The 13817-nt window shown below is 72.6% G+C and carries 13 protein-coding genes; 4 read left to right on the forward strand and 9 right to left on the reverse strand.

Annotation, left to right across the window (positions count from 1 at the left end):
• Positions 1-157: 157 nt before the first annotated feature.
• Positions 158-916 (reverse strand): TIGR00730 family Rossman fold protein, encoded by a 759-nt coding sequence (locus tag AB0L95_RS20285; protein WP_365163149.1) that lies wholly within the window; start codon positions 914-916, stop codon positions 158-160.
• A gap of 188 nt (positions 917-1104) precedes the next feature.
• The gene (gene dapE / locus AB0L95_RS20290) at positions 1105-2184 is read right to left on the reverse strand and encodes a succinyl-diaminopimelate desuccinylase (protein ID WP_365163151.1); all 1080 of its coding nucleotides are present in this window, start codon (positions 2182-2184) and stop codon (positions 1105-1107) included.
• A gap of 86 nt (positions 2185-2270) precedes the next feature.
• Here dapE and AB0L95_RS20295 point away from each other — a divergent pair, with 86 nt between their 5' ends.
• Positions 2271-3284, forward strand: coding sequence for a heavy metal transporter (locus AB0L95_RS20295; protein ID WP_365163154.1), 1014 nt, complete (start codon positions 2271-2273; stop codon positions 3282-3284).
• A gap of 324 nt (positions 3285-3608) precedes the next feature.
• Positions 3609-4064, forward strand: a complete 456-nt coding sequence (locus tag AB0L95_RS20300; RefSeq protein ID WP_365163156.1) for an ATP-binding protein — start codon at positions 3609-3611, stop codon at positions 4062-4064.
• Between the two features lie 80 nt (positions 4065-4144).
• On the opposite strand, the gene AB0L95_RS20305 is transcribed toward AB0L95_RS20300, so the two are convergent.
• Together AB0L95_RS20305 and fdxA are read right to left on the reverse strand one after the other, a co-directional pair.
• Positions 4145-5239 (reverse strand): bifunctional succinyldiaminopimelate transaminase/glutamate-prephenate aminotransferase, encoded by a 1095-nt coding sequence (locus tag AB0L95_RS20305; RefSeq protein ID WP_365163158.1) that lies wholly within the window; start codon positions 5237-5239, stop codon positions 4145-4147.
• A gap of 125 nt (positions 5240-5364) precedes the next feature.
• On the reverse strand, positions 5365-5685 hold the full coding sequence (fdxA, locus tag AB0L95_RS20310; RefSeq protein ID WP_043443616.1) for a ferredoxin: 321 nt from the start codon (positions 5683-5685) through the stop codon (positions 5365-5367).
• Positions 5686-5825: 140 nt separating this feature from the next.
• On the opposite strand from fdxA, the gene AB0L95_RS20315 reads away from it, so the two are divergent.
• Both AB0L95_RS20315 and AB0L95_RS20320 read left to right on the forward strand, forming a co-directional pair.
• Positions 5826-6875, forward strand: a complete 1050-nt coding sequence (locus tag AB0L95_RS20315) for a GNAT family N-acetyltransferase (protein WP_365163160.1) — start codon at positions 5826-5828, stop codon at positions 6873-6875.
• A 17-nt stretch (positions 6876-6892) separates the two neighbouring features.
• On the forward strand, positions 6893-7744 hold the full coding sequence (locus tag AB0L95_RS20320) for a transglutaminase-like domain-containing protein (RefSeq protein WP_365163162.1): 852 nt from the start codon (positions 6893-6895) through the stop codon (positions 7742-7744).
• 37 nt (positions 7745-7781) lie between these two features.
• Here the strand turns inward: AB0L95_RS20320 and AB0L95_RS20325 are convergent, their stop codons facing one another.
• From AB0L95_RS20325 to AB0L95_RS20345, 5 genes are all read right to left on the reverse strand, one after another.
• A complete protein-coding gene (locus AB0L95_RS20325; RefSeq protein WP_365163164.1) occupies positions 7782-8396 on the reverse strand; it encodes a response regulator transcription factor in 615 nt (204 codons plus the stop codon).
• A complete protein-coding gene (locus AB0L95_RS20330; RefSeq protein WP_365163445.1) occupies positions 8393-9580 on the reverse strand; it encodes a histidine kinase in 1188 nt (395 codons plus the stop codon). The genes AB0L95_RS20325 and AB0L95_RS20330 overlap by 4 nt, the downstream gene beginning before the upstream one ends.
• Before the next feature lie 5 nt (positions 9581-9585).
• On the reverse strand, positions 9586-10329 hold the full coding sequence (locus AB0L95_RS20335; protein WP_365163165.1) for an ABC transporter permease: 744 nt from the start codon (positions 10327-10329) through the stop codon (positions 9586-9588).
• Positions 10326-11261: an ABC transporter ATP-binding protein gene (locus AB0L95_RS20340; protein WP_365163167.1), complete on the reverse strand. Its 936-nt coding sequence runs from the start codon at positions 11259-11261 to the stop codon at positions 10326-10328. Before AB0L95_RS20340 ends, AB0L95_RS20335 begins: the two co-directional genes overlap by 4 nt.
• 141 nt (positions 11262-11402) lie before the next feature.
• Entirely contained in the window at positions 11403-13769 is a 2367-nt protein-coding gene (locus AB0L95_RS20345) for a hypothetical protein (RefSeq protein WP_365163168.1), read from the reverse strand.
• Positions 13770-13817: the final 48 nt, after the last annotated feature.

Here is a 13817-nt window from a genome sequence, read left to right on the forward strand (position 1 = left end):
GGCGGCTGGGAGGTGCCCCCAGGCACGGCACCTCGCCGCGTTGTCGGGGCCGTCCGCGTACGCCCAGTACGCGGACGACCCTCCGCCTTGCGATGCACCGCACCAGACGCCGCGGGCCCCGCCCTTCGGGCGGACGACGCTACTTTCGAAACACGCCCTAGCGGGCCGCCTCCTTGGAGACCAGCGCGACGGCCTCCTCCACGTCGTCCGTCAGATGGAACAGCAGCAGGTCCTTCTCGGTGGCCTTGCCCTGGGCGATCAGGGTGTGCTTCAGCCAGTCCACCAGGCCGCCCCAGTACGACGTGTCGTAGAGGACGATCGGGAAGCGGGTCACCTTCTGGGTCTGGACCAGGGTGAGGGCCTCGAAGAACTCGTCCAGGGTGCCGAGGCCGCCGGGCAGGACCACGAAGCCCTGCGCGTACTTCACGAACATCATCTTCCGGACGAAGAAGTAGCGGAAGTTCAGGCCGATGTCGACGTACGGGTTCAACCCCTGCTCGAAGGGCAGCTCGATGCCGAGGCCGACCGAGATCCCCTTCGCCTCGCAGGCGCCCTTGTTCGCCGCCTCCATCGCGCCCGGGCCACCGCCCGTGATCACCGCCCAGCCGGCCTCCACCAGGCCGCGTCCGAGCCGCACGCCCGCCTCGTACTCCGGCGAGGCCACCGGCGTCCGCGCGGAGCCGAACACACTGATGGCGGGAGGGAGTTCGGCCAGTGTGCCGAAACCTTCGATGAACTCCGACTGGATGCGCAGCACACGCCACGGGTCCGTGTGGACCCAGTCCGAAGGGCCGCCCGCGTCCAGCAGCCGCTGGTCCGTGGTGCTCTTCGTGACCTGCTCCCGCCTGCGCAGCACGGGACCGAGCCGCTGCTCGTCCGGCGGCACCTTCTTGCCCTCGGGGTTGCCAGTGGGCATCTGCGCTCCCTCCGCATCGGGGCCTTTCCCGTCACCGGTCTCTCCCCCCGGCTCGGGCGGGGCCGGAGCCGGGGGGAGACCGACGGGTCGGGGAAAGTCGTTCCACCCCAGCGTAGATCCACGCAGGTTACGGAGGGGGGACGTGTGCATGTCCGCCGTGGGCCGCGGTGCCGCACGGGCGCCGTCGGTCAGGACGTCAGCCAGGCCCGCAGCCGCTCCTCCCCGGCAAGGATCTTCGCGGTCTCGACGCGTTCGTCCCGCTTGTGCGCCAGGTGCGGGTTGCCGGGGCCGTAGTTGACCGCCGGGACGCCGAGCGCGCTGAAACGGGAGACGTCCGTCCAGCCGTACTTGGGCTGGGGGGTGCCGCCGACCGCCTCGATGAACGCCGCGGCGGCCGGGTGCGTGAGGCCGGGGAGCGCGCCGCCGCTGTGGTCGGTCACGACGAACTCGGCCACCCCGCAGTCCGCGAACACCTCGCGGACATGCGCGATCGCCTCCTCCTCGCTGCGGTCCGGCGCATAGCGGAAGTTGACCGTGACCACGCACTCGTCCGGGATGACGTTCCCGGCCACGCCGCCCGAGATCCCCACCGCGTTCAGGCCCTCGCGGTACTCCAGGCCGTCGATCACCGGGTAGCGCGGCTCGTACGCGGCCAGCCGGGCCAGGATCGGGGCCGCCGAGTGGATCGCGTTGGACCCCATCCAGCCGCGCGCCGAGTGCGCGCGCTCACCCTTCGTCTTCAGCTGGACCCGCAGCGTGCCCTGGCAGCCGCCCTCGACCTGGCCGTCGGAGGGTTCCAGCAGCACCGCGAAGTCGCCCTCCAGCCACTCCGGATGGGCCTCGGACACATGCTTCAGTCCGTTGAGGTGTGCCTCGACCTCTTCGTTGTCGTAGAAGACGAACGTGAGGTCCCGGTTCGGCTCGGGGACGGTCGCCGCGATGCGCAGCTGGACCGCGACGCCCGACTTCATGTCACAGGTGCCGCAGCCCCACAGCACACCGTTCTCGTCCAGCCGGGAGGGCACGTTGTCGGCGATGGGGACCGTGTCGATGTGGCCCGCCAGGACGACCCGCTCCGGGCGTCCCAGCCGGGTCCGGGCCACCACGTTGTTGCCGTACCGGTCGACCGTCAGATGCGGCAGGGAGCGCAGTGCCGTCTCGATGGCGTCCGCGAGGGGCTTCTCGGTTCCGCTCACGGAGGGGAAGTCGACGAGCCGCGCGGTGAGCTGAGCGGCGTCCAGCGTGAGGTCAAGCGGGGTATCGGCCATGGAACCGACCCTATAGCGCGCACCCGGACCCCCGGTTGTCCACAACCCCGGGCAAGGCTCTGGAACACCTCCAGTACCTTGTACGCGTGCCAGAGCCGTCCCCCAAACCCAAGCGCCGTGGCCGCCTTCTCCGTTTCGGGGCGGCCCTCGTGGTCCTGTTCTCCGTCGCGGGCTATCTCGCCGTCCAGTACCTCACGGGCCCGGCAGCACCCAGCTGCAAGGTGATCTCCGGCAAGGGCGACGGGGCGTCGTACTCGTTCACCCCCGAGCAGGCGGTCAACGCGGCGACGATCTCCGCCGTGGGCACCACGCGTGGCCTGCCCGAGCGCGCGGTGACCATCGCGCTCGCGACCTCGATCCAAGAGTCCGGTCTGCACAACATCGAGCACGGCGACCGGGATTCGCTCGGTCTGTTCCAGCAGCGCCCGTCGCAGGGCTGGGGCACCGAGAAGCAGATCATGGACCCGACGTACGCGGCGACCGTGTTCTACGACCACCTCGCCAAGGTGCCGGACTACGCCCACCTGCCGCTGACCGTGGCCGCGCAGCGCGTGCAGCGCAGCGGCTATCCGGAGGCGTACGCGAAGCACGAACCGGACGCCACGCTGCTCGCCGCCGCGCTGACCGGGCGGTCGGCGGCCACGCTGACCTGCCAGGGGCGCCCGGCCCCGGCGACCACCGGCGGCGCCGACGCGGTACGGTCCGCGCTGGTGCGGGACTTCGGGCGCGATGTGCTCCAGACGGCCGGCGCGGAGGTGGCCACCGGGACCTCGTCCTCGTCCCGCACGGACACCGACCCGGCCGCATCCACGTCCACGGCCGCGCCCACCGACCCGTCCACGGCGAAGCCGGCCGCCGAGTCCGACGCGCTGACGATCCCGGTGCCCCGGAAGTCCACCGCCTCGGGCACCGCCCGCCAGCGCGGCTGGGAACTGGCGCACTGGGCCGTGGCCAACTCGTCGGCGCTGCACATCGCGCGCGTCTCCTTCGAGGGCCGGGAGTGGTCGCGCGGCGGCTTCGCGAACGAGTGGCGGACGACCACCGGGGGCTCGGCCGCCCATGGCTCGGCCGGCCAAGTCCGGATCGTCACCGGCGAGTAGACCGGCCGACCGTACGAGTCCTCACTCCTCCGGGTCATACGCGGCGCGCCTCGTCGACGGGGCGCGCCGCTCTTCGCTCCGGCGCCGCCGAGGGTGCCGAACTCCTTGGGAACACAGGGAAGTAAGGATTCGGCGGGCCGTCAACTCGGTTGCCGTTTGCCCGATTTCCTCCCCACCCGATAATGCGACACATTACCAACTCTTTGCGCCTGCGCACCGCAACCTTCGGGGGTTTCGAGCGGTAGTCACTGCGTCCGAGCGCGGAACGATCAACTTCCGGGTGCGGTCGGACACTTCACCGTTCTCTTCCGTCTAAGGAGCATCATGTCCCTCCCCCTGACCCGCCGGATCGCCCGTGCCGCGCTGCTCATCGCGGCGGGAGCGGCGCCCGTGGTCGGTGCGGCCGGCTCCGCCAGCGCGGCGACGGCCGGCCTGCCGGCCACCCCCGACCTCGGCGGGCTGACCGCCCTGGACCACGCGCAGGTCGGCCCCACCCTCGACGGTGCGACCCAGAAGGTCGACGGTGCGGCCCAGAAGGTCACCGGGCTCGCGGGTGACGCCGGCGGCCAGGTGGTGAAGACCGGCGGCCAGGCGGTGCCGACGGCGGCCGGAACCGTGGGGGCGGCCGGCAAGAAGGCCACGCCGGTCGCGCAGAAGGTCGCCGGGGACGCGGCCGGTCAGGCCGGCGGACTGCTCGGCGAGACCGCCCGGAGCGGGCTGCCGGGGCAGCAGCTCCCGGTGCAGCAGCTCCCGATGCAGGGGCTGCCGCTGCACGGCTGAGCCTCGGCCTCGTACGCCGGAGGGGTCCAGGGAGCTGTTCCCTGGACCCCTCCGCGCGTGTGATCACGGAACCGTGACGCTCACGCCAGCCGCCGCACCGCCGCCTCGATCCGTTCGTCGGTCGCCGTCAGGGCGACCCGTACGAACCTCTCGCCCGCCGGGCCGTAGAAGTCGCCCGGTGCGACCAGGACGCCCAGACCGGCCAGGTGGGAGACCGTCTCCCAGCAGGACTCGTCCCGAGTCGCCCACAGATACAGGCTCGCCTCGCTGTGCTCGATCCGGAACCCGTGTCCGAGAAGGGCCTCGCGCAGGGCCGTGCGCCGGGCCGCGTAGCGCTCGCGCTGCTCGCGGACGTGCGTGTCGTCGCCCAGCGCCGCCACCACCGCCGCCTGCGTCGGCGCGGAGGTCATCATGCCGCCGTGCTTGCGGATCTCCAGGAGCGGGCCGAGCACCGCCGGGTCGCCCGCGAGGAAGGCCGCCCGGTAGCCCGCCAGGTTCGACCGCTTCGACAGGGAGTGGACGGCGACGATGCCCTCGTACGAGCCGCCGCACACATCCGGGTGGAGCACCGAGACGGGGTCGGCCTCCCAGCCCAGCTCCAGATAGCACTCGTCGGAGAAGACCAGGACGCCGTGTTCCCGCGCCCAGGCGACGATCCGGGTCAGCTCCTCCTTGCCCAGCACCTTGCCCGTGGGGTTGGAGGGGGAATTGAGCCACAGGAGCTTCAGGTTCGCCGGGTCCAGCTCGGTCGGGTCGTCGTAGACCACGTGCTCCGCGCGGGCCAGACGGGCGCCGACCTCGTAGGTCGGGTAGGCCAGGCGGGGGTAGGCGACCGTGTCGCCGGGGCCGAGGCCCAGCTGCGTCGGGAGCCAGGCGACCAGTTCCTTGGAGCCGACGATGGGCAGGACGTGCCGGTGGGTCACCCCGCGGGCGCCGAGGCGGCGCTCCGCCCAGCCCGTGATCGCGTCGCGCAGTTCGGGCGTGCCCCACACGGTCGGATACCCCGGGGAGTCCGCCGCCGCGACGAGCGCCTTCTGGATCAGCTCGGGGACCGGGTCGACGGGGGTGCCGACGGACAGGTCGACGATCCCTCCCGGGTGCGCGGCGGCCGTCTTCTTGTACGGCTCGAGCTTGTCCCAGGGGAAGGTCGGAAGGCGGTCGGTGACTGCGGACAACGGGATCGGCTCACTTTCTGGGACGACGGGCGCCCTCTACGAGGGTAGGGCCGCCAAAACGGCTCGGTCCCGTACGGCGCCGGTGAGCGCCGTACGGGACCGAGACGGCACGGTTGTGCTGTCGCTTACTGGTTCATCGGGGGCAGCGCCGCGATGAAGGGGTGGTCGCGCTCGATCAGCCCCAGCTTGCTGGCGCCACCGGGCGAGCCGAGCTCGTCGAAGAACTCGACGTTCGCCTTGTAGTAGTCCTTCCACTCCTCGGGAGTGTCATCCTCGTAGAAGATGGCCTCGACCGGGCAGACCGGCTCGCAGGCTCCGCAGTCGACGCATTCGTCCGGGTGGATGTACAAGGACCGCTGGCCCTCGTAGATGCAGTCGACCGGGCACTCCTCGATGCACGCCTTGTCCTTGACGTCGACACAAGGCTCTGCGATGACGTAGGTCACGCTGTCGTTCCTCCTCGGTAGGGCGCTGGCGGGCCTCCACAGGCTCCGCCGCCTGGCGCGCGGGAGCGCGGCGTCGTCGATGCCCGCCCCTAGTATCTCCGTTCTTGGGCATGATCCGAACAGGAGGGGTGAACTGACCTGTGGAAATCTCTGCGGGCGGCCGGCTGGAGATCCGAATCACCGCTGCTGACGTGGGAAAACGCGTCTCAGTACGGCGGTGGAGCGAACATGCCGCCGAGGGTGAGAGGTTCACCGACACGGTCGGGGTTCTCACATCATGGGACAACGGTGTGCTAGAGATCATGCGCCGTGACGGCGAGCAGGTCCGGATCGCGGAATCCTCGCTGGTCGCGGGCAAGGTGGCGCCCGCGGCGCCCGCCCGTCGGCGGGGTCCCGCCGCGTCCTGGCAGGAGCTCGCGCGGATCTCCGCGCGGGCCTGGCAGCCGGTGGAGCGGGAGCGGCTCGGGGAGTGGGAGCTGCGCGCCGCGGCCGGGTTCACGCGCCGCGCCAACTCGGTGCTGCCGCTGGGCGACCCCGGGCTGCCGCTGGACGAGGCGCTGACGGCCGTACGGCGCTGGTACGCGGCCCGTGGACTGCCTGCCTACGCACAGCTCGCGACCGGGGCCGAGGACGCCCAGGAACTGCTGTGCGCGGAGCTGGAGGCGCGCGGCTGGTCACGCGAGGTGACCGCCGAGCTGTGGACGGCCGCGCTGGCGCCGGTCGCGGACCGTGAGACGTCCGGGGTCCAGCTGTCCCGGGCGGCCGACGAGGCGTGGCTCGCCCGCTACCAGCGCAAGGGAATGAGCGAGGTGGCGCTGACGGTGCTCGGCGGCGGCTCCTCGGTGTGGTTCGCGACGGTGCCGGGCCCGAAGGGCGCTCCTCCGGCGGCCATCGGGCGGTGTGTGGTGGACGGTCGCTGGGCCGGTTTCGCGGCGGTGGAGGTCGATCCGGAGCAGCGCCGCCGGGGTCTGGCCACGGCGATCATGACCGCACTGGCCCGGCAGGCCCTCGACGAGGGCGCCTCGGCGGCCTGGCTCCAGGTGGAGACCGACAACGCGCAGGCGAGGGCGCTGTACGCACGTCTGGGCTTCGCGGCGCATCATGCGTATCACCACTACCGGGAGCCGGAGGGCTCCCGTGGTCCGGGCGCGGGCGGCCCGTCGGGCACCGGGACCGGTCCGGCGGCATGAGAGGTTTCGAGGCTGCCATGCAAGGTCCCTGTCCCCCGGACCCGGAGCGGGCCGCCGAGGTACGACGGCGGTTCGGCGAGGAGGCGCGCGCCGCGCGGCCCGATCTCGCGGCCCTGTGTCTGCTCGTGGGCGCGGCCGCCGACGGGGGCCTGGACGAGGCCGGGCTCGACGCGGCGCAGATGGAGCTGGACGGGCTCGCCGGGCAGCTGCCGTTCGCGCCGGGCGGGCCCCGGGCCTGGGCGCAGGCGCTGGCGGACCTCCTCGGCGGGCGCTACGGGTTCCACGGCTCGGCCGGTGACTACGAGCGGCTGGAGTCCTCGCTGCTGCACGAGGTGCTGCGACGGCGGCGAGGGCTGCCCATCCTGCTGTCGGTGGTGTGGATGGAAGTGGCCCGCAGGGCGGGTGCGCCGGTGTACGGGGTCGCGCTGCCGGGGCACTTCGTCGTGGGGTTCGGGCCGCAGGAGCAGCAGGTGCTGGCCGATCCCTTCGACGGGGGCCGATTGCTGAGCGAGGCCGACGCCGGACTGCTGGTGGCCGGCGCGACCGGGGCGTCGCTGGATCCCTCGATGCTGACGCCCGCGGATCCGCTCGACGTCGTGCTGCGGGTGCTGAACAACGTCCGCGCCTGGGCCGCCTCCCGGCCGGAGCGCACCGATGTCGCCCTGTGGGCGGTCGAGCTGTCCCTGCTGCTGCCGTCGCATCCGGCGCGGCTGCGCTACGAGCGGGCTCAGCTGCTCGTCCAGCGCGGGGACTTTCTGCTGGGGGCCGCGGAGCTGGAGGCGTACGCCGAGGTCGTGGCGGGCGTGGACGAGACGGCCGCCGAGCGGGTACGGGGGCAGGCGCGGGCGGCCCGGGCGCTGCTCAACTGAGCTGAGTGCTCACCAATGCCCCGACAGGAGAGGAGCACTAGAGCCAGCCCTTCTCGCGGGCGATCCGGACGGCCTCCGCCCTGTTGCGGACCGCCAGTTTCTGTATCGCCGTGGAGAGGTAGTTGCGGACCGTGCCTTGGGACAGATGCAGGGCCGCGGCGAGTTCCGCGTTGGTCGAGCCGTCCGCCGCCGCGCGCAGGACCTCGCGCTCGCGGTCGGTCAGCGGGTTGGCGCCGTCGGCCAGGGCGGCCGCCGCCAGCGTGGGGTCGATGACGCGCTCCCCGGCGAGCACCTTGCGCACCGCCTCGGCGAGTTGGGCCGCGGGGGCGTCCTTCACCAGGAAGGCGTCGGCGCCCGCCTCCATCGCGGACCGCAGATAGCCGGGGCGCCCGAAGGTGGTGAGGACGACCACCTTGAGGTCCGGCAGCTCCCGCCGCAGGACCGCCGCCGCCTCGATCCCGGTGGCGCCGGGCATCTCGATGTCCAGCAGCGCGACGTCCACCTCGTGGGCGTGGGCCGCCGCGGCCACCTCGTCGCCGCGGGCGACCTGGACGACGACCTCCATGTCCTCTTCCAGGCCGAGGAGGGCGGCCAGCGCCTCGCGGACCATCGACTGGTCCTCGGCGAGCAGGACCTTGATCGTGCGGCTCATGGCCCGGATCCTACGGCGGGGGCGGGGACCCGTGCGACCAGCCGGAACCCGTGCTTCTCGCGGCCCGCCCGGAGGGTGCCGCCGACCTTCTCCAGACGCTCGGTCAGGCCCGTCAGACCGTTGCCCGGGCCGTTGCCGGAGCCGCCCGAGCCGTCGTCCTCGACGGACAGTTCCAGCATCGGCCCGTCCAGGGTCTGCCGCCGGAGCACCTCCACCGTGCAGCGCGAGGCGCCGCTGTGCCGGACGACATTGGTGACCGCCTCGCGCAGCGCCCAGGCGAGGGCGGACTCGCTCTCCTCGGGGACGCCGGTGAGGTCGGCCCCCGCGGGGACGTCCGCGACGACCGTGGCCGCCGTGAGGGCGACCTGCGCGCCGGCGAGTTCGGCGGCCAGGCGCGGGCGGCGATAGCCGGTGACCGCCTCGCGCACGTCGACGAGGGCCTGACGGCTGACCCGCTCGATGTCGGCGACCTGCTGGGCCGCCTTGTCGGGATGGTCGGGGAGCATACGGCCGGCCAGCTCGCTCTTCAGGGTGATCAGGGAGAGGGAGTGGCCGAGCAGGTCGTGCAGATCGCGGGCCAGCCGCAGCCGCTCCTCGTTGGCCGCGAGCTGGGCGACGGTGGCCCGGGCCTTGCGCAACTCGATGGTCGTACGGACCAGTTGGACGACGCCGGTCATCGCGAAGCCGATGAGCAGCACCAGGATCACCAGGTCCTGGGCCTCCTGCTCGCCGACGCGCAGTCCGACCAGGAGCATCAGCCCGGCCGTCCCCGGGATCGCCCAGTAGGCCGCCCGCAGCGGGAGGGTCGCCCCGCAGGCCACGGAGACGTAGCAGTAGAGGCCGAGCCAGTGCCAGCCGAGCGTGAGGCACATCAGCGTCGCGAGCAGACCGAGGAAGACGACCAGAACGACCACGAGCCGCCTGGGCAGCGGTGTGCCCATGTTCCGGAAGACCAGTGTCAGATAGGCCCCGACGAAGACAGCCAGGCCCAGCCAGCCGCCCACGGTGCCCGCGGTGCCGTGGCTCCCGGAGGCCAGGTCGTGGACCGGCGCGCTGAGGAAGACGAGCCAGACGCCGATCCACAGCAACTTGCGCAGGAGCAGGTCACGCCCGGTGCGGGGCGGCTGTCCCAGGGGGATCGTCCGCTCCGCACGAACGGTCTCCGTCTGCGGGCACTCGGTCATCGTGCTCACGCCTTCAGCGTGTCCTTCCGGTACAGCCAGGCCGCGCCGCCCGCGAACAGGAGGAAGAAGGCGACGAGGATGGCGATGTCCTTGGTGTGCGGGGCGTGACTCTGTTCGATGGCCTGCCCCAGAGCAGCGTACGCGTGGGTGGGCAGCCACTTGGCGATGTCCTGCAACCAGGTGGGGAAGACCGCCGACGGCCACCACAGGCCGCCCAGGATCGACAGGCCGAAGTAGGTGATCATGGTGATCGGGCGGACCGCGTCCCCGCTGGCGAGGTAGCCGATGGCGACGCCGAGCGCGGCGAAGACCAGGCTGCCGGCCCAGATCGCGCCGGTGAGGGCGACCCACTGCCAGGCGTCGAGGCGGACGTGCTTCAGGGCGGCGGCGACCCCGAAGACGACGACGATGGACGGCAGGCTGACGACGGCGGCGCTGGCGGTCTTCGCCAGGACGTATCCGCGTCCCGGCAGGCTGGTCAGCCGCAGCTGCCGCACCCAGCCGTTCTCGCGCTCCTTGGCGATGCGCTCGCTGTTGCCCATGAGCACGGCGGTCAGGGCGCCGAAGGAGGCCATGGAGACCATCATGTACGTCGGCACGGTCAGTCCGCTGCCGGGGACCTTGGTGTCGGAGCCCCCGGAGGTGCTGGAGATGAGCAGGAACAGGGCCGCGGGGTAGAGCACCGAGAAGAAGAGGAACTTGCGGTTGCGCAGCGCGCGGGTCAGTTCCAGCTTGATCAGGGAGTTCACGACTGCTTGGCCTCCTCGGCCTCGGTGATGGCGACGAACGCCTGCTCGAGTCCGAGCCCGGCGACTTCGAGGTTGCGGGGGAAGACTCCGAGGCCGTACAGGGCGTGCACGGTGGCGTCGGCGTCGGTGGACTGGATCCGGACGGTCTGCCCGGAGCCGTTCGTGGACACCGTGAGCGAGGTCAGGAACGGCAGCGCGCGCAGCGCTGCCTCCTCGACCGGGTTCTGGAGGTCGAAGGAGACCCGGCGGGCGCCGGCCTTCGCCTTGATCTCGGCGGCGGTGCCGTCGGCGAGCAGCCGTCCGCGGTGCAGCACGAGCACCCGGTCCGCTATCGCGTCGGCCTCTTCCAGGTAGTGCGTGGCGAACAGGACCGCACGGCCCTGGTCGGCCTGCTCCCGCATGGTGGCCCAGAACGCCTGCCGGGCGGAGACGTCCATGCCGGTGGTGGGCTCGTCGAGCACGATCAGGTCGTTGGCCCCGGCGGTGGCGAGGGCGAAGCGGACGCGCTGGGCCTGGCCGCCGGAGAGCTTGTTGACCTTGCGGTCGGCGATCTGGTCGATGCCCGCGCGGGCGAGCACGTCGGTGACCTTGTACGGCTTCGGGTGCAGCGCGCAGGCGAGCTTGACCAGCTCGGCGACCGTGACCTCGTCCATCAGCCCGCCGCTCTGCAGCATGGCGCCCACCCGCCCGGCCACGATGGCCTCGCGGGGGCTGGTCCCGAACACCTGCACCGAGCCGCTGTCCGGGTGCTTGAGCCCGAGGAGCAGGTCCAGGGTGGTGGACTTGCCCGCGCCGTTCGGCCCGAGGAGGGCCACCGTCTCCCCCGGGTGCAGCCGGAGCGTCAGCCCGTCCACGGCCCGGACCTGCCCGTAGGCCTTGGTCACCTGGTCGAACCCGACCACCGATTCGGTGGCCGCCACTGTCGTCGTCATGCATTCATCGTGGCGGTGCGGGGGTGGCCCCGGGCAGTGCCGGGTGTCGTCAGTCCCGCATGACAGATGTCATGCCCGGCGGCATGACACGAGGGGGCGCCCGGTCAGGACCGGGCGCCCCCTCGTCGACGGCTGCTACGACTAGCTCGGGTTCGTGTCGAGCGTCGCGATGCGCGCCGCGGCGGTCTTGCCGAGCAGCGCCGGCCGCAGTGTGCCGATCACGTCCTCCACGGTGACCGGCGTCTTCTTGCCGGTGCCGCGGGCGATGAGGACGCCGTCGAAGGCGTGGCCGTACAGCTTCTGCAGGGCCGCCTTGTCGTAGGACTCGACGAGCTTGCCGTTGACGGCCTTCACCCCGAGGAACTTCCACAGCGAGTTCTGCGGGCTGAACGCGACGCCGTGCGTGGCGTCCGCGCGCACCATCACGTTGGCGGACATCGCCGGCTCGGCGAACGCCTTCATCATGCGGTCGACCTCGGCGTTGGGGACCGTGGGCTGCCGGGTGGTCGTGGGCACCCGCACCGGCGTGCTGGTGTCGGTCTCCACCTGGGTGCGGTAGGCCTGCACGACGGCCTGGGTCGAACCGGCGACGTCGATGCCCTTGCCCGCCTTGCCGTACACGGCGACGGCCTTGCCGGACTCGAACTTGATCGTGCCCTCGGTCATCGAGCCGGCGCCGCCCGCGGCGTTCTCCAGCGCGGCCTGGAGCTTCTCCTCGTCGACGGGCATGACGGGTTCGATGACGCGCTGCTGCCCGAAGAGGGAGCCGATCACGGACACCGGGTTGTAGTCGCTCCCCGCGGCGGCGGCGACGGTGGCCTTGCTGTCGAGCTGAAGGCCCGCCTGGTCGGGCCGCAGGGCGACCGTCTTGCCGTCGACCGACAGCTGAAGCGGCTTGTTCATACGGCTGCCGAGCGCGGAGTCCAGCTTCTGGGTCGCCTCGTCGCGGGTGCCGCCGCCGATGTCGACGCCGAGCACGGTGGTGCCCTTGGGCACGTCGGAGTGGTTCATCAACAGCCCGGCGCCGTAGGCGACACCGGCGATGAAGACCAGGCCGCCGACCAGCAGCACCAGCTTGCTGCGGCCCTTCTTCTTGGCCGGCTTCGCCGCGGCGGTGTTCTGCGCCTTGGGCGGGTCGGGAAGCTTCGGGGGCGTGTGCGACACCGAGCCGTCGGAGGGGGCACCGTCGTCGAACGCACCGATCTGGGCCCCGCCGGGCGGAATGACCGGGATGCCGCTGGTGAGGGTGTGTCCGGAGACGTTGTCGCCGGGGCCGCCGAAGCCCGAGAGGCCCGGTTCCGGGACCTGCTTCTGCGGGGTGAGGATCGCGGTGTCGTCGCTGAGGCCGCCGCCGGGACGGCCCTGACCCGCGGCGGCTCCGGGCGCGCCGGGACCGAGCGGCCCGCCGGAGATCCCGGGACCGAGCGGCCCGCCGGGCGTACCCGGGCCGAACGGTCCGCCGGGTGCGCCGCCGGGCGTGCCCGGCATGCCGGGTGCCAGCAGGCCCGGAACGCCAGGGCCGCCGGGGTTCCGGCCGGAGGGGGCCGGAGGGATGACCGGTCCGTCGCCCGTGACGGGGCCGCCGGTGGGTCCGGAGGGGCCGGAACGGCCCGGCTCGGTGAAGTACGGCAGGTCGTCACGGCGGGGTTCGCGGGCCGCGTCGGGATCGATGACCGGGAACGAAGCCGTGCTGGCCGCGACCGCGTCCGACACGTCGAAGGAGCCGGTGCCGCCGCCGTGTCCCGGCGCGACGGGGCCCGCACCGGTGGCGCTCGGGAGCCCCTTGCCGTTCGTGGCACCGGGGCGCGCACCGAACATGCCCGCGCCGCCCGTGGCCGCTCCGGGCCGTGCGCCGGGGGCGCTCGGCGTACCGGAAGCATCAGGGCGCGGACCACCGATGCCGTTCGCGCCGGGAGCACCCGGCCGCGCACCGTTCGCGCCGGGAGTGCCGGGGGCACCGGGGCGTGCACCGCCCGCGCCGGGGCCGGTCGGCGCACCCGAGGCGCCGTTCACGCCCTGCGCGCCGATGCCGGGCGCGCTGGGCGGGCCCTGTATTCCGGAGACCCCGGGCAGACCCGCGCCATTGGTGGCGCCGCCCTGCGGGCCCGGGCCCGCCGAGGCCTTGCGGGGCGCGAACCAGTCGCTCGCCGGCTTCTCCTCGGCCGGGGCGGAGGGCTCCGCCGAGGCGTCAAGGGTGCCGAGCGCACGCACGGTGGTCGTGGTCTCGGCGTCCACGCCCGCGTCGGCCGCGCTGTCGGCGTTCTCGGCGCCCGCGACGGGCTTGCGCACGACGACCGGCGGAATGGGCCGCGACCCAGGGATGTTGATCCGGATACGGGTCGTCAGCGTGGTCTCGGTCTTGCGTTCCTCCGGCTGCGTGGCCGGGCGGCTCGCGTCCATGCCGTCCGAGGAAGCCATGGGGGTCCCGTATGGCGGCGTCCCCGACGGGTACGCGGATCCGCCGCGTCCGTTGGGTCCGGCGGACGAACTGTCAGTTTCACGACTCAAGGCAGGTTCTCCCGGTTGGCTCCACCGCCTGTTTTCGACCCCAACAGG

Origin of the sequence: Streptomyces sp. NPDC052036 (genome assembly GCF_040680495.1) — a bacterium.
Classification (GTDB): domain Bacteria; phylum Actinomycetota; class Actinomycetes; order Streptomycetales; family Streptomycetaceae; genus Streptomyces.